Source organism: Rhizobium sp. L9, from assembly GCF_002531885.1.
Classification (GTDB): domain Bacteria; phylum Pseudomonadota; class Alphaproteobacteria; order Rhizobiales; family Rhizobiaceae; genus Rhizobium.
Genome location: NZ_NWSZ01000006.1, coordinates 139,212 through 162,948 on the forward strand (window position 1 = coordinate 139,212; position 23,737 = coordinate 162,948).

The 23,737-nt window shown below is 60.5% G+C and carries 21 protein-coding genes, 1 tRNA gene and 1 pseudogene; 17 read left to right on the plus strand and 6 right to left on the minus strand.

All coding sequences use genetic code 11. The annotated features are described in order from the left end of the window. Positions 1 to 2: 2 nt before the first annotated feature. The 3 genes from CO660_RS07650 to CO660_RS07660 form a co-directional block, all read right to left on the minus strand. Positions 3 to 689 (minus strand): LON peptidase substrate-binding domain-containing protein, encoded by a 687-nt coding sequence (locus CO660_RS07650; RefSeq protein ID WP_176536246.1) that lies wholly within the window; start codon positions 687 to 689, stop codon positions 3 to 5. A gap of 74 nt (positions 690 to 763) precedes the next feature. After that, entirely contained in the window at positions 764 to 1,738 is a 975-nt protein-coding gene (gene trxA / locus CO660_RS07655; RefSeq protein ID WP_097598226.1) for a thioredoxin, read from the minus strand. 56 nt (positions 1,739 to 1,794) lie between these two features. Next, positions 1,795 to 2,304 (minus strand): prolyl-tRNA synthetase associated domain-containing protein, encoded by a 510-nt coding sequence (locus CO660_RS07660; RefSeq protein WP_097598325.1) that lies wholly within the window; start codon positions 2,302 to 2,304, stop codon positions 1,795 to 1,797. 258 nt (positions 2,305 to 2,562) lie between these two features. Between CO660_RS07660 and CO660_RS07665 the strand changes: the two genes are divergently transcribed. After that, positions 2,563 to 2,637, plus strand: a tRNA-Gly gene (locus tag CO660_RS07665). Positions 2,638 to 2,749: 112 nt separating this feature from the next. Here CO660_RS07665 and CO660_RS07670 read toward each other — a convergent pair. Beyond that, positions 2,750 to 4,115, minus strand: a pseudogene (locus CO660_RS07670) (RNA repair transcriptional activator RtcR family protein). 210 nt (positions 4,116 to 4,325) lie between these two features. On the opposite strand from CO660_RS07670, the gene CO660_RS07675 reads away from it, so the two are divergent. The 3 genes from CO660_RS07675 to CO660_RS07685 all read left to right on the plus strand — a co-directional run bounded on the left by CO660_RS07675 (position 4,326) and on the right by CO660_RS07685 (position 8,320). Continuing rightward, positions 4,326 to 5,879, plus strand: coding sequence for an RNA-binding protein (locus CO660_RS07675; protein ID WP_097598227.1), 1,554 nt, complete (start codon positions 4,326 to 4,328; stop codon positions 5,877 to 5,879). A 553-nt stretch (positions 5,880 to 6,432) separates the two neighbouring features. Then, a complete protein-coding gene (locus CO660_RS07680; RefSeq protein ID WP_097598326.1) occupies positions 6,433 to 7,845 on the plus strand; it encodes an RtcB family protein in 1,413 nt (470 codons plus the stop codon). A 220-nt stretch (positions 7,846 to 8,065) separates the two neighbouring features. After that, positions 8,066 to 8,320 carry a DUF2934 domain-containing protein gene (locus tag CO660_RS07685; RefSeq protein ID WP_097598228.1) on the plus strand — a complete coding sequence of 85 codons (255 nt, stop codon included), beginning with the start codon at positions 8,066 to 8,068 and terminating at the stop codon, positions 8,318 to 8,320. A gap of 63 nt (positions 8,321 to 8,383) precedes the next feature. Here CO660_RS07685 and CO660_RS07690 read toward each other — a convergent pair whose 3' ends face one another. Continuing rightward, complete coding sequence (locus CO660_RS07690; RefSeq protein ID WP_097598229.1) at positions 8,384 to 9,028, minus strand: ThuA domain-containing protein; 645 nt, start codon at positions 9,026 to 9,028, stop codon at positions 8,384 to 8,386. 245 nt (positions 9,029 to 9,273) lie between these two features. On the opposite strand from CO660_RS07690, the gene galE reads away from it, so the two are divergent. Both galE and CO660_RS07700 read left to right on the plus strand, forming a co-directional pair. Further along, a complete protein-coding gene (galE, locus tag CO660_RS07695) occupies positions 9,274 to 10,257 on the plus strand; it encodes a UDP-glucose 4-epimerase GalE (RefSeq protein WP_097598230.1) in 984 nt (327 codons plus the stop codon). Next, positions 10,235 to 11,812 (plus strand): alkaline phosphatase family protein, encoded by a 1,578-nt coding sequence (locus CO660_RS07700; RefSeq protein WP_097598231.1) that lies wholly within the window; start codon positions 10,235 to 10,237, stop codon positions 11,810 to 11,812. The genes galE and CO660_RS07700 overlap by 23 nt, the downstream gene beginning before the upstream one ends. Before the next feature lie 92 nt (positions 11,813 to 11,904). Here CO660_RS07700 and CO660_RS07705 read toward each other — a convergent pair whose 3' ends face one another. Then, positions 11,905 to 12,402, minus strand: coding sequence for a DUF1993 domain-containing protein (locus CO660_RS07705; protein ID WP_097598232.1), 498 nt, complete (start codon positions 12,400 to 12,402; stop codon positions 11,905 to 11,907). A gap of 364 nt (positions 12,403 to 12,766) precedes the next feature. Between CO660_RS07705 and CO660_RS07710 the strand changes: the two genes are divergently transcribed. The 11 genes from CO660_RS07710 (at position 12,767) to CO660_RS33220 (ending at position 23,563) form a co-directional block, all read left to right on the plus strand. After that, positions 12,767 to 13,696, plus strand: coding sequence for a sugar ABC transporter substrate-binding protein (locus CO660_RS07710; RefSeq protein WP_097598233.1), 930 nt, complete (start codon positions 12,767 to 12,769; stop codon positions 13,694 to 13,696). A 69-nt stretch (positions 13,697 to 13,765) separates the two neighbouring features. After that, complete coding sequence (locus CO660_RS07715) at positions 13,766 to 15,307, plus strand: sugar ABC transporter ATP-binding protein (protein ID WP_097598234.1); 1,542 nt, start codon at positions 13,766 to 13,768, stop codon at positions 15,305 to 15,307. A gap of 34 nt (positions 15,308 to 15,341) precedes the next feature. Beyond that, complete coding sequence (locus tag CO660_RS07720; RefSeq protein WP_097598235.1) at positions 15,342 to 16,367, plus strand: ABC transporter permease; 1,026 nt, start codon at positions 15,342 to 15,344, stop codon at positions 16,365 to 16,367. A gap of 158 nt (positions 16,368 to 16,525) precedes the next feature. Continuing rightward, positions 16,526 to 17,584 carry a dipeptidase gene (locus CO660_RS07725; RefSeq protein WP_097598236.1) on the plus strand — a complete coding sequence of 353 codons (1,059 nt, stop codon included), beginning with the start codon at positions 16,526 to 16,528 and terminating at the stop codon, positions 17,582 to 17,584. A 99-nt stretch (positions 17,585 to 17,683) separates the two neighbouring features. Further along, entirely contained in the window at positions 17,684 to 19,327 is a 1,644-nt protein-coding gene (locus CO660_RS07730; protein WP_097598237.1) for an ABC transporter substrate-binding protein, read from the plus strand. Positions 19,328 to 19,345: 18 nt separating this feature from the next. Continuing rightward, positions 19,346 to 20,413: an ABC transporter permease gene (locus tag CO660_RS07735; protein ID WP_097598238.1), complete on the plus strand. Its 1,068-nt coding sequence runs from the start codon at positions 19,346 to 19,348 to the stop codon at positions 20,411 to 20,413. After that, the gene (locus CO660_RS07740; protein WP_097598239.1) at positions 20,410 to 21,345 is read left to right on the plus strand and encodes an ABC transporter permease; all 936 of its coding nucleotides are present in this window, start codon (positions 20,410 to 20,412) and stop codon (positions 21,343 to 21,345) included. The genes CO660_RS07735 and CO660_RS07740 overlap by 4 nt, the downstream gene beginning before the upstream one ends. Then, entirely contained in the window at positions 21,342 to 22,175 is an 834-nt protein-coding gene (locus CO660_RS07745; RefSeq protein WP_085779796.1) for an ABC transporter ATP-binding protein, read from the plus strand. The genes CO660_RS07740 and CO660_RS07745 overlap by 4 nt, the downstream gene beginning before the upstream one ends. Further along, the gene (locus CO660_RS07750) at positions 22,172 to 22,921 is read left to right on the plus strand and encodes an ABC transporter ATP-binding protein (RefSeq protein WP_097598327.1); all 750 of its coding nucleotides are present in this window, start codon (positions 22,172 to 22,174) and stop codon (positions 22,919 to 22,921) included. Before CO660_RS07745 ends, CO660_RS07750 begins: the two co-directional genes overlap by 4 nt. Positions 22,922 to 23,082: 161 nt before the next feature. Further along, positions 23,083 to 23,274 (plus strand): hypothetical protein, encoded by a 192-nt coding sequence (locus CO660_RS07755; RefSeq protein ID WP_097598240.1) that lies wholly within the window; start codon positions 23,083 to 23,085, stop codon positions 23,272 to 23,274. A gap of 124 nt (positions 23,275 to 23,398) precedes the next feature. Continuing rightward, the gene (locus CO660_RS33220) at positions 23,399 to 23,563 is read left to right on the plus strand and encodes a hypothetical protein (protein WP_020922541.1); all 165 of its coding nucleotides are present in this window, start codon (positions 23,399 to 23,401) and stop codon (positions 23,561 to 23,563) included. Positions 23,564 to 23,737 lie beyond the last annotated feature (174 nt).

A 23,737-nucleotide genomic window follows, 5' to 3' on the forward strand; every position in this document is an offset into this window, starting at 1 on the left:
GTTTACTGCAGAACCGTATCGGAGTCACCGAAGACCCGCGCCAGCACGATTTCGGTAATGGCGATCAGCGTCTCGGCCCGCGTCTTCAGGTCCGGCGCCTCCAGGAGCGCCTGTTTTTCAGCCGGCCCGAACGGCGACATCATGGCAAGTGAATTGACGAGCGTCAGGTTGCTGGCCCGCTCGACGCTCTCCCAGTCGGCCTCCAGCTTATTGGCATCGAGATAGGCCTTAAAAGCGGTCAGAAGCGCCGTACGGTCGACCGCCTCCTCCTCGTTCTCGGCCGAGAGATCGGCAATGAAGGGCGCGATGCGGAAGGTGCGGAAGGGATCGCTGGTCACCTTCTCCTCCAGGAGCCGGAAGCGGCAGACGCCGGTCAGCGACACGATATAGCGCCCATCGCCGGTCTCGGCAAAGGAGGTGATGCGACCGAGGCAGCCGACGGCGGCAAGGTTGTGCTCGCCGCCCTTGTCCTCATGTTCGCCGAGTGCCGGCTGGACCATGCCGATCAGCCGGTTTCCGGCAAGGGCTGCATCCAGCATCGCCAGATAACGCGGCTCGAAGATGTTGAGGGGAAGCTGCCCGGCGGGCAGGAGGAGGGCCCCGGTCAGGGGGAAGACGGCGATCGCATCAGGCAGATCGCCCGGCTTCAGGTATCTGGCATTACCGACTTGCATGAAACCGTCCCGCATTCTGGTGGACGGGCGCGCCCGTCCTGACGAGAATGTGGTGCCCCCGCCCGAAAACGCAAGGGCGGATGTTCATCTTAAGAGAACAGCATTGCCGAAAGCTTGCGCCGCGCGGCAACCGTCGCCGGATCCTTGAAACCCCAGACCTCGAAGAACTGCAGCAGTTGCCGGCGGGCGCCGTCATCGTCGAAGGCGCGATCCTTGCGCATGATGTGAAGCAGATGTTCGGCGGCTTCCTCGCGCCGGCCTTCGACATTGAGGATCTTGGCGAGCTTCAGCCGCGCCTCGTGATTGTCGGGATTGGTCGCCAGCTCCTGCTCGAGCGCGACGGGATCGCCGAGCTTGCGCGCCTCCTCGATCTGGTCGAGCTTCTTCAGCACCGCCTGGATGCCGGCGTCCTTCGCAAGCTCCTCGGGCAGATCAGTCAGCGTTTCGCGGGCCCGCTGATGCTGGTTTGCGGCGATCATGCATTCGGCCATCCCGGCAAGCGCCTTGGCATTCTCCGGATCGGCCTGCATGACCGCGCCGTAAAGCTGCGCCGCCTCGTTGACGTTGCCAGCAGCGAGCAGCTCCGCCGCTTCCGTCAGCACGGCTTCGATTTCGGCCGCCTCATCGGCACCGGCAGGCCCGGCAATACGGTCGATGAACTGAGTGATCTGACTTTCCGGCACCGCACCCATGAAGCCGTCAGCCGGACGGCCGTTGACGAAGGCAATGACGGCGGGGATCGACTGGATTCCGAGCTGACCGGCAATCGAGGGATGGTCGTCGATGTTCATCTTGACCAGTCGAACGCGGCCCTTGGCCTCATTGACCACCTTCTCCAGGACCGGCGTCAGCTGCTTGCAGGGACCGCACCACGGTGCCCAGAAATCGACCAGCACCGGCTGTTTGCGCGACGCCTCAATGACGTCCTTGCCGAAATTCGCAGTCGTCGTGTCGCTGATGTAGCTGCCGGCCGCAGCCGCCGCTTCCGGCTGAGCGCCGAAGCTTGCCGTCGCCGACATCTGATTTCCGAAGGAACCGTTATAGGGGTTGTTGCTGCCGCTCATAGGTATCTCCCGCCGCGCCGATCCTGCCGGCGTCATTGTAGCGCTAAAATCGTATGTCAGGACGTCACTTTCAAGACAAGCGGCTTATGTCCGGTCGCTTCCATGAAACGGATGAGGTCGCCGCTCGCAATCGATGTTGTCGCATCGTTGGAGAGCGGGTGGCAGTTGATGATTTCCTCGGCCATCAGATCGGCATCGAGCACGAAAGTGACGTTTCCGCCGATGTCGTTGATCGCGCCGAAGGCAGTGACCGCTCCCGGAATGACACCGAGATACTCCATCAGCTTCTCCGCTCTGCCGAAGGAGACCCGGCCGGACCCGCCAATAATGGTGTGAACCTGCTTGAGGTCGACCTCGGCATTCTCCTCCACCGTCAGCAGGAAATACCTGTCCTTCTTGTCCTTGATGAAAAGATTCTTCGTGTGGCCGCCGGGGATCGCGTCGCGCAACGCAACTGATTCGGCCACGGTGAAAACAGGCGCATGATCCACTGTCTTATGGGCGATGCCGAGCCCGTCGAGGAAGGCGAACAATTCTTCTCTTGTCTTGGAGGTATTATCGGACATCGGGTAATCCATCGAACGGAGATAAGGAAAAGTCGAGGCGTCCTGATTAAGTCCGTCCACAATGTTTGGCAATCTTCGCAACCGACGCTCTGCCCCCAGTTTTGCGGCCTTTCCGCTCTGCCTCGCAGGACACCGAAATTTTTCTTCGCTTCTCCGTCATTTCCCTGTTGCATTTGAAAATCCGTTAGGCCATATAGCGCCCGTCGCCACGAGGCGGCGCCCACGGTCCAACGACTACCCCGGACCGATGCGGATTGAGCGGGTGTAGCTCAGGGGTAGAGCACAACCTTGCCAAGGTTGGGGTCGAGGGTTCGAATCCCTTCGCCCGCTCCAGTTTTTCTCTTGCACATCCCGAAGACACAGGTACGGAACGGACTCAAGCGGCAGCCTCCCAACGACCGGTTGCGATGGTTCGCAAGGGCCAGGTCTGATGAGGAGACACCGCCTAGCGGGATTTTCTTACGTCTTCGAATTTCAGATCAAAGCGCGCGAGATATTTGGCAAGCCGATCGGCGTCGTTGCTGCTCTTCTTTTCCAGCCGCGAGTTTGCAAACAGTGCCCGGCCCGCGGCACTGGCGCTGACATGCTCCTGGCAGGTGTGAAGAACGGCGGCGAGTTGAACGGCGTCGAAACGATCGAGGCTGTTAACGGCGTCCTCGCCGAGCAGATCGATGAGGATCTCGTCGGATGACCGGCGTCCCGAGGAGCCGCGCCAGGCTGCCTTCAGGCGTCGGATCTCGTCATCGACTACCTCGACAGTGATTCGGCCTTGAGGCGCGAGCGTTGCCATGCGCGTGACGGAGGCGGACAAGTCGCGGAAGTTCGCGCTCCAGACAGCTTCCGAGCCGGTTGCAAATGCGAGATAGCGGCTTCGCGCCTCTTTGTTGAACGTCACGTTCTGCCCTTCACGTTCAAGGAACCGTCGAAGCTCGAAATCGAGATTGGGCTCGATATCTTCCTTGCGCTCGCGCAACGCCGGCAGCTGGAAAGTCCATAGATTGAGCCGGGCAAAGAGATCTTCGCGGAATTGACCGTGGTGGACGGCTTCACCGAGATCGCGATTGGTACCCGCCAGAAGCTGGAAGTCGGCGGAAACTTCGCGGTCCGCGCCGACCGGCAGGAAGCGCTTCTCCTCGATCGCCCGCAGGCACATGGCCTGTTCATCCAGGCCGAGTTCGCCGATCTCATCGAGAAAGAGCACACCCTTGTCCGCCGACTTCAGCAGGCCGGGCCGTTCGCCTGCCGCGCCGGTAAAGGCGCCTTTGACATGGCCGAAAAGCGCCGACATGGCGTGATCGCCGCGGAGCGTTGCGCAGTTGACCTCAACGAACGGACCGCTGACTTTTCGCTCGACCCTCTTGAGTTCGTAGATGCGCTTGGCAAGCTGGGATTTTCCCGCGCCGGTCGGGCCTGCCGGGGATGATGCGCGCTTCGGTCAGGAGGAACCAGCAGATCTGGGCGACATGGGTGCCGGTGGTGATGTTGACGAAATAGTCTTCGGCCTCGGGATCGAAACTGTAGTCCCGGGCAAAATCCCTGAGGCTCGTATAGACTTCGGAAAAGTCCCAGGGGTCCCGCAGATTGATGATGCGCTGGCGAACCTCCGTCGCGGGCGAAATCGTCTCGATATCCCTGATCACAGTCTTGGCCAGCCAGTCGGAATGGTTGTCGTGGATCAATTCCAGCCGATCGATAAAGAGACCGGCCTGTTGGCAAAGGCCGACGTTCGGCCGCCAGCGCGTCCATCGGTCTTCACGCCGGCCCACGTCGAGAGTCGTTCCAAGAATGCTGATGGCGACTCGGCGCTTCATCTTTTATCCAAAATTATAAAATCCTATATCATGAGATAGACTATCCCGCTTTCTCGAACTTGGCAATTTGCAAGGCAGAAATTCTCTTATGACTTTTTACATAGGAAATCAAAGGTTTACGATCTATTTCGTGGGAACTTGTCGCGGATTTTAGAAACTGGCACGCCACTTGAATTGTATTGGGCAGAACCAAATCAAAGAGGTGCTGCCATGGTGAACAAGGCAATCTTCAAATCCTACTTCGGAAAGCTGCTCGCCGGCAAGACGACGACCAACCACGAAGGCGCAGCAGCCTATGCTCTCTCGCCGCGTGAAGCCCTGGCGCAATATGCCGTCACCGGCACATTCAGCGACACGTTCTATGCGGATGCCAGGGAACAGCTCGATGCCGTGATGCGCCTTGGCGCGGAGGTCGAGTCGGAATTCCTGGCAAAGCTCGCGGTCTACGCGGCGGAGAAGGGCCATATGAAGGACATGCCGGTCATGCTGCTGGCGATGCTTTCGGGCCTCGAAAGCGATGCCTTTGCGCCGGCGTTTCCGCGTGTCGTGAAGAGCGGCAAGATGTTGCGCGGCTTCGTGCAGGTCATGCGGTCGGGTGTGACCGGCCGGAAATCGCTCGGATCGCGGCCGAAGAAGATGGTGCAGGCCTGGTTCGACCGGGTGACGACGGAACAGTTTCTGCATGCGATGGTCGGCAATGATCCGTCGCTGCCGGATGTGATCCGGATGGTACATCCGAAGCCGCGAGACGCGGAGCGTCAGGCGCTCTACGCCTGGGCAGTCGGCAAGCCGTATGATGTCGCCGCATTGCCGGCGGAGGTAAAGGCGTTCGAAGCGTTCAAGCGCGATAGCAGCTTGCCGCTGCCGCCCGTGCCGTTCCAGATGTTGACCTCGCTTTGTCTGAGCAAGGAGCAGTGGTCGGAAATCGCCTTGAAGGGCTCGTGGCAGATGGTGCGCCAGAACCTCAACACCTTTGCCCGAAACGGCGTGTTCGAGGTGAATGGCATGGCCGCACGGCTTGCTGCGCGGATTGCCGATCCGGAAGCTGTGCGCAAGGCGCGTGTCTTCCCCTATCAGTTGATGGTGGCGTGGCATATGGCGAACCGGTCGGTTCCGGCTGTCGTTGCGGATGCTCTGCAGGATGCGATGGAGGTGGCAGTCTCCAGCGTGCCGACGATCGGCGGGAAGATCGTGGTCTGCCCGGATGTCTCCGGCTCCATGTCGTCCCCCGTCACCGGCTCCCGAAAGGGCGCGACATCAACCGTCCGCTGCATCGATGTCGCAGCACTCGTGGCTGCGTCGTTCCTGCGGCGTAACCGGCAGACGCGTATCATCCCGTTCGAACAGGACGTCGTGAACGTCCAGCTGAACGGGCGTGACAGCGTGATGACCAATGCGGCGAAGCTCGCGGCAGTCGGCGGCGGCGGAACGAACTGCTCCGCGCCGCTGCGGCTGCTGGCAAAGGAGAAGGCGGCGGTCGACCTCGTGCTCTTCGTCTCGGACAACCAGTCCTGGATGGATGCGCAGGGGCAGGGCCAGGCGACCGCGATGATGGCTGAATGGGCGCGGATCAAGAGGCTGAACCCGGCGGCGAAGCTGGTCTGCCTCGACATCCAGCCCTACGTCCAGACGCCGGCAACGGGAGAGGACGTGCTGAATATCGGCGGCTTCTCGGATGCCGTCTACGGAGCCATCACCAGCTTCGCAGCCGGCAAGTCCGGTCCGGGCGAATGGGTTCGCAGGATCGAGGCGACCGATCTTTGAAACTGCTTCGCGCCGCCAGTGAACGGCGCGAGGCACCGTGACGAATGCCGGATGGAACTACAGACTGTCACTCTCCAGGTCGCGGGTTCGAATCCCGTCGGGTCCCCCAGAAAACAAGGACCCGTAGCTCAGCGGATAGAGCGGGTGTTCCACCACATCTCGTCGTCACGGACCAATCGAAAGACATGTAAAAGACATGGCGAATGCCGGGGAAACTACATCGGTAACCCTGGGCGCGGGTTCAAGGCCCGCCTTGTCGCCCGAATCCCGAAAGGGAGAAGGATGCGCAAGATGTTTCCTCAGGACTTGTCGCCATGACGAGAATTGCAGCGGCGAATGCCGGACGAAACTACAGCCTCCGTATCGAGGTGGCCTGACAGGTTCGACTCCTGACCCGGCGGCGCTCTCTGGCACGAGCGGGGCCACTCGGTTTCGTCCACCTTTGTCGCCGCTGCAAAAATGCCTCGCCGTCCGGGAAAATCGTCGCCCAGGCGAGCATGAAACGTAACCAAGAAGAAGGACTGCAGACGCAGAAAAGAAGATGACCGAGATAATGAGCGGACAGGATCTGATCGACGCAGGCATGAGCCAGGGCAAGTGGTTTCGTCCGGCTCTCGATGCGGCCAACAGGGTTTTGAGCCAGGGCGGTTCGGCCGCGGAGGCGCTTGAAGCAGCAAGGGCTTTTCAGCCGGGGCCGACGCTCGCCCTGAGATCGGATAACGATATCGAGATCTATTCCAACATCCGCGCCGAGAACGCCTTCGAGCAGGACAATGTCGAAAAGGTCAATGCTACGATGCGGGCGCTGGTACGCACGCCGGTCGTCCGGGCTGCGGCGATCATGCCGGACGCCTGCCCGGCCGGGCCGGTCGGCACCATTCCGGTTGGCGGTGTCGTGGCATCCGAGGCGATCCATCCGGGCATGCACTCGGCGGACATCTGCTGCTCCATGGCAATCTCGATCTTTCCGGATGTCGATCCGAAATCGCTTCTCGATGCCGTGCACGCGGTGACGCATTTTGGTCCCGGGGGCCGTCCGCGCGGCGCGCAGATCAAGCCTTCCGAAGCGACGCTGTCGGCCTTCCAGCAGAACCCGTTCCTGCGGGACGGGGCGCTCAGTGCCGGCATCGAGCATTTCGGCACGCAGGGCGACGGCAATCATTTTGCTTTTGTCGGAACGATGAAATCGACCGGCGAGACCGCGCTCGTCACCCATCACGGGTCGCGTGCACCGGGTGCCCGGCTCTACGAAAAGGGCATGAAGGCCGCGAACCGCTTTCGCGAGCAGATCTCGCCGGAAACCCTGCGGCACAATGCGTGGATTCCCGCCGACACCGAAGAGGGCGACCTCTACTGGTCGGCTCTGCAGGCCATCCGGCAGTGGACGAGGGAAAACCATTATGTCGTGCATGACATGGCGGCAAAGGCACTCTCGGCGAAGGTGGCCGATCGTTTCTGGAACGAGCACAATTTCGTTTTCCGGAAATCGGACGGCCTCTTCTATCACGGCAAGGGAGCGACGCCGGCCTTCGACAAATGGGCTGAGGATGCGACCGATCTGACGATCATTCCGCTGAACATGGCGGAACCGATCCTGATCGTCCGCGGCTCAAACGCCGCCCATGGCCTCGGCTTCTCGCCACACGGCGCCGGCCGAAATTTTTCGCGCAGCGCCCATATCAGGCGCCTGGCGGAAGAATATGGCGCGGATGCCCGCGGCTTGAGCCCGAACAACATGGCGGCGATCATGGAAAAGGAGACGGCGGGTCTGGACGTTCGCTTCTTCTCAGGCTTTGCCGACGTCTCGGAACTGCCGAGCGCCTACAAGTCCGCCGCCAATGTGCGTGCGCAGATCGAGCACTACGGTCTGGCCGAGGTAGTCGACGAGGTCGTTCCGTATGGAAGCATCATGGCCGGCGACTGGCAGAAGGATGCACCCTGGCGTCGCAAACGGGAACGCCGTTGATTGCCTCCAGTGCTCCGGCCTTTGCCGTATTGGCAAGGGCCGCAGCACGATACGTGCGGCAATTCTGCCGCCGGTTCCTATTACTTTATCAGGGCCTAAGTATCCGCATCTCTTCGCATTATCTAAAAACTAATGTTGCCTCGTAACCACTCCTAAAGCCAACTCTGGCACCTTGTCGGCTATCGAAATTTGCTTCCAAATTTTTCGGCTGGGGTTTGTTATGAGTCACAATCGGGACGCCTGGGTCAGCCAGCGCGCTTATTCGCTGTGGGAATCGGAAGGTCGGCCGGAGGGGCGCGGGGAAAGCCACTGGATGCAGGCGCTCAAGGAATTCGAGCAACTGGAATTGACCAAAGCCTCGCCCGACGGAAATGACCTTATCGAGAAACTGAAGGCGGCCGGACGGCTGATGCGGGTCTATGACGGGGCGGTCCCCGCCGTCGAGAACGGCCTTCAGCTGAAAGCGGCGCGTTAAAACCTTTTCCAGTCGAATTGAAGCACTCATCCCGCCCGGATGCAGCAATGTGTCATCCTGATACTACTGGCGGGCGGCCCAGCCGAGGCCGCGCCGCAGGATGAGTGGCATAAAGGGATGGTCGAACTCGGCGGCGACATGGCCGAGTGCGGAATAGAAGATGCGGCCGGCGCCGAAATGGCGTTTGAAGACGACGGGCATCACCACATTGCGCGCCGCCGGATCGTAGGCGCCGGTGAAAGTGGTGGTCGCAAGGATTTCGACCGTCGGATCGTAATGCAGATAATATTGCTCCGAACGGTAGTCGAAATCGGGAATGCCCTCCATGACGGGATCGTCCTGGCGGGTGACGGCGACACGGAAATCGATGATGTTGCCGGGATGGGCGACCCAGGTGACGCCGGAGACGTAGCGGAAAGGCGCGCTTTCCTTGAAGGAGGTGGCGAGTGCGCCGTGATGGCCGGCTAGTCCGAGACCTCCACGTACAGCCTCGACCAGGGCGCTAGCATGGGGCTTTTCCAGCGTTCCGCCGGTGATGATGGGGACCAGCAAATCCGCCTTGGCCAGGATCGGAGATCCGAATATGCCGAGATCGCCGGTCACCTCCACGGCGAAGTCGTCCTCGCGCAGGAGATCGGCGACGATATGGGCGCATTGTTCCGGCTCATGGCCCTGCCAGCCGCCCCAGACGATCAATGCCTTCCTCATTCCCGTTCTCCTTGCTGTCTGTCGCGGATCGTTGAGCATCGCCCGATGGTACAAGCCGCTTAAATCGAGCGGTCATGCAAATCACGCGAATAATTGATCGACTTCCCCGTTTCGGCCAAATCGCAATACCGCCGGTTTCGGCATTTGACGTATTGTTCGCTCGCGCCGATCGAAGTTCCTTCTTTTTATTGACGCGTATCTCGTCTAGGTTTCTTCCATCTCTCACTGATAATTAAGGGTGGTGCATGGCAGGTGAAACGATTCTTGTGGTCGGCGGCGCCGGTTATATCGGCTCGCATACGTGCCTCGACCTGGCGAACAAGGGCTATAGGCCTGTCGTCTTCGATAATTTTTCGAACGGCCATCGCGAGTTCGTCAAATGGGGGCCGGCGGAAGAGGGCGACATTCGCGATCGTGCTCGGCTGGACGAGGTGCTGGCCAAGCACAAGCCGGCGGCAATCCTTCACTTCGCGGCGCTGATCGAGGTCGGCGAATCGGTCAAGGATCCGGTTTCATTCTATGAAAATAATGTGATCGGCACCTTGACGCTGCTTTCGGCGGCGCAGGCTGCCGGCGTCAACGCCTTCGTCTTCTCCTCCACCTGCGCCACCTATGGCCTGCCACAGAGCGTACCGCTCGACGAGACGCACCGGCAGGTGCCGATCAACCCGTATGGGCGGACGAAATATATCGTCGAACAGGCGCTTGCCGATTACGACCAGTACAAGGGCCTGCGCTCGGTGGTGCTGCGTTATTTCAATGCGGCCGGTGCTGATTTCGAAGGTCGGATCGGCGAGTGGCACCAGCCGGAAACGCATGCGATTCCCTTGGCGATCGACGCCGCACTCGGCCGTCGCCAGGGCTTCAAGGTGTTCGGTAGCGACTACGAGACGCGCGACGGCACCTGCGTGCGCGACTACATCCATGTGCTCGATCTTGCCGACGCGCATGTGCGCGCCGTCGAATATCTGCTGAGGGGCGGCGATTCCGTCGCGCTCAACCTCGGCACCGGCACGGGTACGACGGTCAGGGAATTGCTGGGCGCGATCGAGGACGTGTCGAACCGACCCTTCCCTGTCGAATATATCGGCCGGCGCGAAGGGGATTCGCATACGCTGGTCGCCAACAACGACAAGGCGCGCGACGTGCTCGGCTGGGTGCCGCAATATGATCTGTCCGAGATCATCCGCTCCGCCTGGAATTGGCATGCAAAATCCAACCAGCATTGAGCCAAGCAGCATTGAGCCAAAAAGCCTTGAAAAGCTCCGCCGGCCCAATATTCTGCTGATTACCGCGGACCAATGGCGTGGCGACTGCCTGTCGGCGGTCGGTCATACTTGTGTGAAAACACCTCACATCGATGCACTGGCGCGCGAAGGCACGCTCTTCCGGCAGCATTATGCCGGGGCCGCCCCCTGCTCTCCGGCCCGGGCCACGCTTTATACCGGCCTTTATCAGATGAACCACCGCGTCTGCCGCAATGGTTCGCCGCTCGACGCTCGCTTCGACAATCTGGCGCTGGCGGCCCGGCGGGCGGGATACGACCCAACGCTGTTCGGCTATACCGACACGGCGCCCGATCCGCGCGGCATGGATGCGGCTGACCCGCATCTGACCACCTACGAATGCGTGTTGCCGGGTTTTACCGCTCGCCAACTCCTGCCCGAGCATGAGCGGCAATGGCTCTCATGGCTCAGGTCACGTAGCCATGCAAATGCCGTCAGCCGCGACATCCACATTCCCGTCGGTGCGCGAGCCGGCGAAATTTCCGATGCTGCACCAGCCTATTCCAGCGATGAGACCCAGACCGCCTTCCTGGCCGGCGAGTTCATTCGCTGGATGGGCGAACAGGACCGGCCGTGGTTTGCGCATGTCTCCTTCTTGCGTCCGCACCCGCCATTCTCAGTGCCGGCGCCGTTCAACCGGATGTACAAGCCGGATGACGGGCCGGCCTTTGCGCGTGCGGAAAACCGCGAAGCGGAACAGGAAGCTCATCCCTATCTCTCCCATGCCATGCCGCTCACCGACAAGGGCAGCTTCATTCACGGGGCGCAAGGGCCGCTCAGCGCCTGGAGCAGCGAGGACTTCGCGGCGATCCGGGCAATTTATTACGGGATGATCTCAGAGGTCGATGCGCAGCTCGGCCGGATCTGGCAGGCGCTGAAGGATGCGGGCGCTTGGGAGAATACGCTCGTCGTCTTCACCTCGGACCACGCCGAGATGGCGGGAGATCACTGGACGCTCGGCAAGGGTGGCTTCTTCGATGGAAGCTACCATATCCCGTTGATCATCCGCGATCCCGCAAACGCTGCGGCCGGCAGGATCGTTGACGATTTCACCAGCGCTGCGGATATTTTTCCCACCTTGTGCGTAAGGCTCGGCATCGAGCCGAAGAACGGCCTCGACGGTCGGTCGCTGATGCCGTTCATCACGGGCGAGGTCGTCGAAGGCTGGCGCGACGCGATATTCTGGGAATTCGATTTCCGCGACATCGCCAAGGGCGAGGCGGAGCGGCATTTCGGGCTGGGGCCGAACCAATGCAACCTCGCCGTGATCCGCGACGATCGGTTCAAATATGTGCATTTTGCCGCACTGCCGCCGCTGCTCTTCGATCTCAGCAATGATCCGATGGAGCTCGACGATGTCGCGACTGATCCGGCCTATGCGGCGATCCGGCTTGAATATGCCGAGAAGTTGCTCTCGCTGAGAGCACGGCATCTCGACCAGACGCTTGCCTATACCGAGCTGACGGAAAAGGGGCCGGTGACGCACCGACCCCGGTAGAGCGTTTCCGTCTTCTTCGAATGGAGGCAACGCTCGCTTTATTTTTTACGTCCAGCAAGACCCGCTGTGCGCTTTGCCGGAATTGCCTTGAATCAGCCCAGATAGTCGCGCTTGCCGATCGGTGCGCCCTGGTTGCGCAGGATGGCGTGGGCGGTGGCGACGTGAAAGTAGAAGTTCGGCAGGGCGAAGGTGGTGACATATTCGTCACCCGGCAGCACGATGCCGCTCTTGCCCGGCAGAGTGATCTGTCGGCTTTCCGCGCCCTCCAGGGCTTGCGCCGAGAATCCGGCGAGATAGGCTTCTGTCTTTGCCAGGCGCTCGCGCAAATGCTCGATCGTCGTCTCGTTATCCTCGAACTTTGGCGCGTCGGTTGCGGTCAGGCGAGCGAGCGTGAACTTGGCGCTGTCGCTGGCCCGCTGATATTGGCCGGCGAGCGGCAGCATGTCGGGCGCAAGGCGGGCGGAGACGAGTATCGCGGGATCGATATTCTTTTCCTTCGCATAGGCTTCAGCCTTATCGAGATAGGTCTTCAGGCTGGCGAGGCCGCGCTGGAACATCGGAACGGTAAGGCGATAGATCGAAATGGACATCAGTCTGTCTCCAGAATTTTCAAAATGAGCGGCCGCGGCGATGTCGAAGGGCCTGCGGCGGGGCCTGTCTTGGACCTTTCCATAGATGGAGGCTGCCCACTTCGTGCGCAATGCCGCCGAACGCGTGTGCCACGCGCAATTCCCATGCATTGCCCATCAATATCCCGAGTGCCGCTAAAGAGAGCTTGACGTCTTTCCCAGAAAATGGAATGAATATTCCGCAGAACAAATTTTACGGTTTGTTTGTTCCGTTTTCGGAACGCCGCGGGAGAGGCGGCGCAGCAAATTGCGGCTTCAGGGCAGATGCCCGGAGCTCCGGCGTGAGGAGGGTGCAGCCGGGCACCGCTTTGTGGAGGAAGTGAAAATGAAAAAGTTTATCCTGGGCACTGCGATGGCGCTCGTCATGTCGACGGCCGCCCACGCGGAAACGGTTGGCGTCTCTATGGCGAAGTTCGACGACAACTTCCTGACCGTTCTGCGCAACGGCATGACCGATTATGCTAAAACGCTTTCCGGCCTCACGCTGCAGGTCGAAGACGCACAGAACGACGTTTCCAAGCAGCAGAGCCAGATCCAGAATTTCATCGCCTCCAAGGTCGATGCCATCATCGTCAACCCCGTCGATACCGATGCGACCACGGCAATGTCGAAGCTCGCCGCCGATGCCGGCATTCCGCTGGTTTACGTCAACCGCCAGCCGGTCAACGTCGACACGCTTCCAGAAAAGCAGGCCTTCGTCGCTTCCAACGAGCAGGAATCCGGCACGCTGGAAACCAAGGAAATCTGCCGCATTCTCGGTGGCAAGGGCAAGGCCGTCGTCATCATGGGCGAGCTTTCCAACCAGGCTGCCCGCATGCGCACCCAGGACGTCCATGACGTCATCAAGACGGATGAATGCAAGGGCCTTGAGATCGTCGAAGAGCAGACGGCCAACTGGGATCGCACCCAGGGCGCCGACCTGATGACCAACTGGCTCTCCAGCGGCATCGAATTCGACGCTGTGATCTCCAACAACGACGAAATGGCTATCGGCGCCATCCAGGCGCTGAAGGCAGCCGGCAAGGATATGAGCAAGGTTGTTATCGGTGGCGTCGACGCCACCCAGGACGCGCTTGCCGCCATGCAGGCGGGTGACCTCGACGTCACCGTGTTCCAGGACGCTGCCGGCCAGGGCAAGGGCGCACTCGATACGGCGCTCAAGCTTGCCAAGGGCGAAAAGGTCGAAAAGAAGGTCTACATCCCCTTCCAGCTCGTCACCCCAGAAAACGTCAAGGACTTCGTCGCCAAGAACTGAGGCGAGTGCCAGGCAGGATGCGGGCTCTGCCCGCATCCTTTCAGTCTGTCCGTATCCGGAGGAGATGATATGGCCGTCAGTCCGACAACCATGGCAGCCGTGCGTGCGAGCGGTGCCGTTCCGAATGCGGAGTTTCTCTTGAGCGCCGAGGGCGTCCGCAAGGAGTTTCCCGGCGTCGTCGCACTCGATGATGTGCAGTTTCGGCTGAAGCGCGCCTCCGTGCATGCGCTGATGGGTGAAAACGGCGCCGGCAAATCGACATTGATGAAGATCCTCGCCGGAATCTATACGCCCGATAAAGGCGATATTCGCCTCAAAGGGGTCGAGATCCAGCTGAAATCTCCGCTCGATGCGCTGGAGAACGGCATCGCCATGATCCATCAGGAGCTGAACCTGATGCCGTTCATGACGGTTGCCGAAAATATCTGGATCCGCCGCGAACCGAAGAACCGCTTCGGTTTCATTGACCATGGCGTGATGCATAACATGACCGAGGAGCTGTTTGCCCGGCTCAATATTGATATCGATCCCGATATCGAAGTCCGGCACCTCTCGGTCGCCAACCGGCAGATGGTCGAGATCGCCAAGGCGGTTTCCTATAATTCCGATGTCCTCATCATGGACGAACCCACTTCGGCCCTGACGGAGCGCGAGGTCGAGCATCTTTTCCGCATCATCCGCGACCTCAGGTCTGAGGGAATCGGCATCGTCTACATTACCCATAAGATGAACGAGCTGTTCGAGATCGCCGACGAGTTTTCCGTCTTCCGCGATGGCCGATATATCGGCACGCACGCCTCGACCGACGTCACCCGCGACGACATCATCCGCATGATGGTCGGGCGTGAGATCACCCAGATGTTTCCGAAGGAACAGGTGCCGATCGGCGAGGTCGTGCTCTCCGTCAAGGATCTTTGCCTCAACGGTGTCTTCAAGGACGTCTCCTTCGAGGTCAGGGCCGGCGAGATTCTCGGTGTGGCCGGCCTCGTCGGCTCCGGACGGTCGAATGTCGCCGAAACGCTGTTCGGCGTGACGCCGGCAAGCTCCGGCAGGATCGAACTGTTCGGCAAGCCGGTGACGATTTCCTCGCCGACCGAGGCGATCCGTCACCAAATGGCATTCCTGACGGAGGATCGCAAAGACACCGGCTGCCTGTTGATCTTGGATATTCTGGAAAACATGCAGATCGCCGTCCTGCAGGACAAATTTGTCAAGGGTGGTTTCGTCCAGCAGGGCGCACTCGAGGCAACCTGCGAAGACATGGCGAAAAGGCTGCGCGTAAAAACCCCCAATCTTTACGAGCGGGTGGAAAACCTTTCGGGCGGCAATCAGCAGAAAGTACTGATCGGGCGCTGGCTGCTCACCCATCCGAAGATCCTGATCCTCGATGAACCGACGCGCGGCATCGATGTCGGCGCCAAGGCGGAAATCCATCGGCTAGTCACGGAAATGGCGCGAAACGGCGTGGCGGTTATCATGATCTCATCCGAAATGCCGGAGGTTCTCGGCATGAGCGACCGCATCATGGTCATGCATGAGGGCCTGGTGACCGGTTTCCTCAATCGCGATGAAGCAACGCAGATCAAGGTGATGGAACTGGCTGCGCGGTAATGCGCAGCTTGGAATCGCCTAAGGGAGGTTTGATATGAGTACCAAGGCAGCAGAGGGTACGGCCCCGCTCGCAACCCGGCAGAGACGGCGGCGTATGCCGCCGGAACTCAGCATCTTCCTGGTGCTTGTCGGCATCGCGTTCATCTATGAAGCGCTCGGCTGGATTTTCATCGGCCAAAGCTTCCTGATGAATTCGCAGCGCCTGACAATCATGATCCTGCAGGTCTCCGTCATCGGCATTATCGCAGTCGGCGTCACGCAGGTCATCATAACAGGCGGCATCGATCTATCATCGGGCTCCGTCGTCGGCATGACGGCGATGATCGCAACAAGTTTCGCCCAGTCCTCCACCTGGGGGCGGGCCGTCTTTCCCTCGCTGACCGATCTTCCGGCGCTCGTGCCCATCATGATCGGTCTGCTGATCGGAGCGGCGGCGGGTCTGGCGAACGGCGCGCTCATCGCCTATACGAAGATCCCTCCGTTCATTGCAACGCTTGGCATGTTCGTTTCCGCCAGAGGTGTTGCCAAGTGGTATACGAAGGGGCAGCCGGTTTCCGGTATCACCGAGCAGTTTCATTTCATCGGGACGAAGGCGTGGCCGGTTGTCGTCTTCCTCGTCGTCGCGCTGATCTTCCACATCGCGCTGCGCTACACCCGCTATGGAAAGTTCACCTACGCCATCGGCGCGAACCCCCAGGCCGCCCGCGTTTCCGGTATCAACATCGAAGCGCACCTCGTCAAAGTCTATGTGATTGCTGGATTGCTTGCTGGTCTCGCCGGCATCGTCACGGCGGCACGCGCGGAAACCGCGCAGGCGAGCATGGGTGTCGGATATGAGTTGGACGCGATCGCTGCGACCGTTATCGGCGGCACCTCGCTCACCGGCGGCGTCGGGCGCATCACCGGCACCGTCATCGGCACCATCATTCTTGGCGTCATGACCTCGGGCTTCACCTTCCTCAGGATCGACGCCTATTATCAGGAGATCGTCAAGGGCTTCATCATCGTCGCGGCCGTCGTCATCGACGTCTACCGGCAAAAGAAGCGCCGCAAGCACTGAGCACGACCATGTGATCCGATGATTTTGCGGGGGCTTCGGCCCCCGTTTCGCTTTTGGTGATGCTCCACGATGCCGATGCCCAAAAAAAGAGGTGGCGAATTCCGTCAGCTTTTCTATTCTGCCGCTTATTGGCCCGCTCGGGCAGCGCAGGAAGACAGATGCAATTCGTATTTGACGGCCACAACGACGTTCTCCTCCGGCTCTGGACACATTCAAAAGACGGCAGCGACCCGATCGCGGAATTCGCAGACGGAACGACGACCGGCCATATCGATGCACGTCGCGCCAGGGAAGGAGGCCTCTCAGGCGGCCTCTGCGCCATCTACATTCCCTCGGGCGATCTTGTCTTCGCCGATCCGGATGCCGATGGCCGCTACATCACGCCGATGGCGGCTCCTCTCGATCCGCTGCCGTCGCTTGCCATCGCCACCGAAATGGCGGCGATCGCTTTGCGGCTCGACCAGGCAGGCGCCTGGCGGCTCTGCCGGACGGTTAAGGACATCCGCGGCGCCATGCAGGAGGGGATCTTTGCCGCCGTCATGCATATGGAAGGCTGTGAGGCTATCGGCCCGGACCTTTCGGCTCTCGAACTATTTTATGCAGCGGGACTGCGATCGCTTGGCCCGGTCTGGAGCCGGCACAACGTCTTCGGACATGGCGTGCCCTTCGCTTTCCCGATGTCGCCGGATACGGCGCCCGGCCTCACCGAGGCCGGTTTCGAGCTGGTGAGGGAGTGCAATCGCCTCGGTATCCTCATCGACCTCGCCCACATTACCGAAAAGGGCTTCTGGGACGTAGCGAAGACGACGGACCAGCCGCTGGTCGCCAGCCATTCCAACGCGCATGCACTGACGCCGGTGGCGCGCAATCTGACGGATAGGCAGCTCGATGCGATCCGCGAAAGCCGCGGGCTCGTCGGCATCAACTATGCCACCGCCATGCTGCGTCCCGACGGTCGCTCGGACAGCGATACACCGCTTGCCGATATGATCCGCCACATCGACTATCTGGTGAACCGCATCGGCATCGATTGCGTCGGCCTCGGATCGGACTTCGACGGCGCAACCATTCCGGAAGAAATCGGCGACGCGGCCGGCAATCAGAAGCTGATTGCCGCTCTCCGGGAGGTTGGATATGGTGAGGCCGACCTCAAGAAACTTGCCCGTGAAAATTGGCTTCGTATTCTGGCGCAAGCTTGGCGGGAGGACCACGCCTAAAGTGCGGCGCGCCTCTCGACGCACTGAAAACGGACAATATTTTAATGGGACATGACCGACAAAACGCCTCGTAATCAATCAAGAACAGGGGAACAGACCATGATGATCGCCAAGCTCAGCCGCAATTTCCGCCTACTTTCCGCAGGAGCCGCCATTTCGCTCCTGATGATGACGGCACCCGCCGCCTTTGCCGAGACGCCCAAGGACACGCTGGTCGAAGGGTTTGCCATCGACGACATCATCACCATGGATCCGGGCGAAGCCTTCGAGCTTTCGACCGCGGAGATCACCAGCAACAGCTACAGCCTGCTCGTCCGTCTCGATCTCGCCGACACGTCCAAGGTGAAGGGTGATCTTGCCGAGAGCTGGAGCGTTTCGGATGACGGCCTCACCTATACGTTCAAGCTGAAGCCCGGCCTCAAATTCGCCTCCGGAAACCCCATTACCGCCGAAGACGTTGCATGGTCGTTCGAACGCGCCGTCAAGCTCGACAAAAGCCCGGCCTTCATCCTCACCCAGTTCGGCCTGACGGGCGACAATGTCACTGAAAAAGCCAAGGCGGCCGACGCCAATACCTTCGTCTTCACCGTGGACAAGGCCTATGCGCCGAGCTTCGTACTCAACTGCCTGACGGCGACCGTCGCCTCGGTTGTCGACAAGAAGCTCGTGATGGAACATGTGAAGGCGGTGACGCCGGATGCCGAGCATAAATACGACAATGATTTCGGCAATGAATGGCTGAAGACCGGTTATGCCGGCTCCGGCGCCTTCAAACTGCGCGAATGGCGGGCAAACGAAGTCGTCGTGCTTGAGCGGAACGACAATTATTACGGCGACAAGGCCAAGCTCAACCGCGTCATTTACCGCTATATGAAGGAAAGTTCGGCCCAGCGGCTGGCGCTCGAAGCTGGTGATATCGACATCGCCCGCAATCTGGAGCCTGGCGATATCGACGCCGTTTCCAAGAATGCCGATCTCGCCACGACAAGTGCGCCGAAAGGCACGATCTACTATGTCAGCCTGAACAACAAGAACGAGAACCTGAAGAAGCCTGAAGTCCAGGAGGCTTTCAAGTATCTGGTCGATTACGATGCGATCGGCGCGACCTTGATCAAGGGCATCGGCGAGATCCACCAGACCTTCCTGCCGAAGGGTCAACTGGGCGCCCTGGATGAAAACCCCTACAAGCTCGACGTTGCCAAGGCCAAGGAGCTCCTTGCCAAGGCCGGCCTCCCGGACGGGTTCTCGGTTACGATGGATGTGCGCAACACGCAGCCGGTGACCGGTATAGCTGAATCCATGCAGCAGACGCTGGCGCAGGCCGGCGTCAAGCTGGAAATCATTCCGGGTGACGGCAAGCAGACGCTGACCAAATATCGCGCTCGCACCCACGACATCTATATTGGTAACTGGGGATCGGATTATTTCGATCCGAACTCCAATGCCGATACCTTCACGAGTAATCCTGATAATTCGGATGCGGGCACGGTGAAGACACTCGCCTGGCGCAACACCTGGGAAGCGCCGGAACTCGATAAGCAAACCAAGGCGGCCTTGCTTGAACGCGACAACGCCAAGCGCGCCGCAATGTATGAGGATATCCAGAAGAAGTTCCTTGCCAACAGCCCCTTCGTCATCATCTTCCAGCAGACCGAGGTGGCCGGTTATCGGAAGAATCTGAAGGAGTTCAAACTGGGTCCGAGCTTCGATACCAACTTCGTCGGCCCGATCGCCAAGGAATAATCCGGCAGGATTAGCGGCGTGAGCACCATCGAAACCACACGGGAGGCGCGGCCCCGCAAGGGCCGTGCCGGCGCCTTCGCCAAGGCTTTGGGGCGGTTCCTGTTCGCCGCCGTCACCACCTATCTCGGCCTACTGGCCGTCACCTTCTTCATCGGCCGAGTCGTACCGATCGATCCCGTGCTCGCCATTCTCGGCGACCGCGCTCCCACCCATGTCGTCGAGCGGGTGCGCCAGGAGATGGGTTTCAACCTGCCGCTCTATCAGCAGTTCTACATCTATATCAAAGGCGTCCTGTCCGGCGATTTCGGCAACTCGGTGCTGACGACCAATCCTGTCATGGTCGACATCCGCCGGGTCATGCCGGCGACGATCGAGCTCGCGACGTTGGGAACGCTAATCGGCGCCTGCGTCGGCGTGCCGCTTGGCGTTCTCGCCGCAGTGCGCCGCGGCAGCATCGCCGACCAGATCGTACGCGTCATTGGTCTCATCGGCTATTCGGTGCCGATCTTCTGGCTGGCGCTGATCTCCCTCGTCATCTTCTATGCGCAGCTGCGGTGGGTGGCTTTTCCCGGCCGAATCGACATCGTCTTCGAATATACCTTCACGCCGATCACCGGCTTCTATCTTCTGGACAGCGCCTGGCAGGGGCAATGGGATGTCTTCTATGACGTCGTCCGCCACATCATCCTTCCCGCGTCCCTGCTCGGCTATTTTTCGCTTGCCTATATCAGCCGCATGACGCGCAGTTTCATGCTGAACGAGCTTTCGCAGGAATATATCGTCGCCGCGCGTGCCAAAGGTCTTTCGGAAACACGGGTGATCTGGGGCCATGCGCTGCGCAATGCCGCCGTGCCGCTCGTCACCGTCATCGCGCTTTCCTATGCCGGGCTGCTCGAAGGATCGGTGCTGACCGAGACCGTATTTTCCTGGCCGGGCATCGGGCTCTACATCACCAATTCGCTGCAGAACGCCGATATGAACGCCGTGCTCGGCGGCACGATCGTCATCGGGACGATCTTCATCGGCATCAATCTTCTGTCTGATCTTCTCTACCGGACGCTCGATCCGAGGACGCGAAACCGATGACGGCTCCTGCCAGCCCCTCTCCTGCGATGAGCCGCCGCGAATGGCTGCTTTCCGACCGGCCGCAATCGCGAAGGCAGGCCCGTCTCGGCCGCGCTTACGTCACCTGGCGGCAGTTCACGGCCAACAGGCTTGCCGTCGTCGGCCTGCTGATCATCGTCGCCCTGCTCCTCGTCGCCGCGTTCGCGGATCTCCTCGCCACGCACAACCCCGTCGTCGGCGATCTCCGCAATGCCCGCCTGCTGCCGCCGGGAACGAGCGGCTACCTGCTCGGCACGGATGATCAGGGCCGCGACATCTATTCACGGCTGATCTATGGATCGCGATTGACCCTGTTCGTAGTCGTGCTCGTCGCCATCATCTCCGCGCCGATCGGGCTGATCGTCGGCACGGTCTCAGGTTATGCCGGAGGCTGGGTAGATGCGACCCTGATGCGCATCACCGATATCTTTCTTGCCTTTCCGAAGTTGGTTTTGGCGCTCGCCTTCGTCGCCGCGCTCGGCCCCGGCATCCAGAACGCGGTCATCGCCATCGCCATCACCTCCTGGCCCCCCTATGCCCGCATCGCTCGGGCCGAGACGCTGACGGTCCGGCGTTCCGACTACATTGCGGCGGTGAAGCTGATGGGCGCCTCGCCTTTCCGCATCATCGTGCGCCATGTCATGCCGCTCTGCATTTCCTCGCTGATCGTGCGCGTGACGCTCGATATGGCCGGCATCATTCTGACAGCGGCCGGCCTCGGCTTTCTGGGTCTCGGCGCACAGCCGCCGCTGCCGGAATGGGGCGCGATGATCGCCTCGGGCCGGCGCTTCATTCTGGATCAGTGGTGGGTCGCGGCCATGCCCGGCATCGCCATTCTCATCGTCAGTCTCGGTTTTAATCTCTTAGGCGACGGCCTGCGCGATGCGCTCGATCCGAAGGAGAGCGGCCGATGACGACGCTTCTGACTGTCGACAAGCTCAAGGTCAGTTACCCCACCCGCACCGGCCTGATCGAGGCCGTGCGCGGCGTCTCCTTCACGCTCGGCAGAGAAAGGCTCGGCATCGTCGGCGAATCCGGCTCCGGCAAGTCGCAGACCGGCCGGGCGATCATGGGGCTGACGCCGAAACACGGGATCGTCACGGCCGACAGGCTCGATTTCAGCGGCATCGATCTCCTCAAGGCATCCGCCGGCGAAAGGCGCAGGTTGCGCGGCAAGCGCATCGCCATGATCCTGCAGGATCCGAAATATTCGCTCGACCCAGTCATGACGATCGGACGGCAGATCTGCGAAACGCTGCGCACCCATGAGAAGATCGGCAAAGCGGAAGCGCGCGAACGGGCGCTCGCCATGCTGGAAGCGGTGCAGATCCGCGATCCCAAACGCGTCTTCGACCTGCACCCGCACGAAGTTTCGGGCGGCATGGGACAGCGCGCCATGATCGCCATGATGCTGATTGCCGGGCCTGAACTGCTGATTGCCGACGAACCGACTTCGGCGCTCGACGTGACGGTGCAGCTCGATGTGCTGCGGATCATGGACAGGCTGGTCTCTGAGCGCGGAATGGGGCTGATCTTCGTTTCCCATGATCTGAGGCTGGTCTCTTCCTTCTGCGACCGGGTCATCGTCATGTATGCCGGCAAGATCGTCGAAGAGCTGGCGGCTGCCGATCTCAAACATGCGCAGCATCCCTATACCAGGGGACTGCTGAACTGCATGCCGGAAATCGGCGCGAACCGCCATCCGCTGCCGGTGCTCGACCGCAAGCCGGAGTGGGCGGCATGAGCGCAGCCCTCCACGTCGACAATCTCAGTGTCGCCTACGATGATTTTCATGCGCTGAAGGATGTCAGCATCAGCGTCGAGCGCGGTGAATCTTTCGGCCTCGTCGGTGAATCCGGGTCGGGCAAATCGACCTTGCTGCGCGCCGTTGCCGGACTTGCGCCCATCAGCGGCGGCGCGGTCCGCATCGACGGCGAAGAGTTGAAGGGTTCGAAGCGCAGCAAGGCCTTCTATCGGCGCGTGCAGATGGTCTTCCAGGATCCCTACGGCTCGCTGCATCCGCGCCAGACGATCGATCGGTTGCTGCTCGAACCGCTTGCGATCCACGCCGTTACCGACAGCGACAAGCGTATTGCCCGCGCGCTCGACGAAGTCGGTCTCGGCAATGGTTTCCGTTTCCGCTATCCGCATCAGCTTTCCGGTGGTCAGCGACAGCGTGTGGCGATCGCCAGGGCGCTGATCGTGCAACCGTCGATCCTGCTGCTCGACGAGCCGACATCGGCGCTCGACGCCTCGGTGCAGGCGGAGGTGCTGAACCTGCTCGAACAGATACGCCGCGACCGCAAGCTCACTTTCGTCATGGTCAGCCATGACCTCGGCGTCATCACCCATATGTGCGAAAGGCTCGCGGTGATGCGCAGCGGCGATGTCGTCGAACGATTGAGCTCGGAAGAGCTGGCGCGGGGCGCGGTCAAGGAGGATTACACGAAAAATCTGATGATCGCGAGCAAGGGTTTCGTCAAAGCCTAAAGGTAATCATTTCAAGCCATTGAAAAGAAAAGGCCGGTGGGGGCGTTAAGGATAATGTTCCCTTAAAAGACGACCATTCGACTAGACTATTGACAGCCGCCGCGCTTCTGTCATGATCCTGTTAACGATTGTTAGCTTTCGTGATCGATGGAGGTCGAGGCATGTTCTTTCTCGGTGGGATGACCATGGGCTATCTCGATCCTCCCGTAAAAGCCGATCGCAAGGAACAGATCACGGTCTCCATACCGGCGGAACAGAACCGGCGCCTGATCGGGACCGAGACCTCCGATCTGCAGCAGAACGAGAACGCCATCGAGCGCTCCTTGATCTGGGCATGGCGCACGCTCTGCTAAAGAGCGGTTGAATTTTCTCTTCCGCCCGCTCTGGAAGGAAATTTATCTCTACCTACCTGATAGGGAATAAGAAATATAACAGCGAGCCGCACAACCGGCCGCACGAGAACAACGGAGGCGACACATGGCAGAGCTGGGTATTTCGCATACTCACGTGAACCACTATGGTTCGGTAGCCACCAAGAAGCCGCACGCGACGCGCCACAGGCTTCAGACGGTGCTCCATGGGACGATCTTCACCGCGGCATTCCTGTTCGTGGTGGCAATGGTCTGCGGCGTCCTCGGATAGTCGGCAGATGATAGGCCTCGGCACGTGCCGGGGCCGCCTGCGCCTCATGCGGCGCGTTACCTCGCTCGGGGCAAGCCCGATCAAAGCGCAGCCAGACCATGATCTGGCGAACCATCCTCCTATCGACAAGCCGCGGCCGGGCCGCAAGGTTGCGACATGCACGGCGCTCTGCCT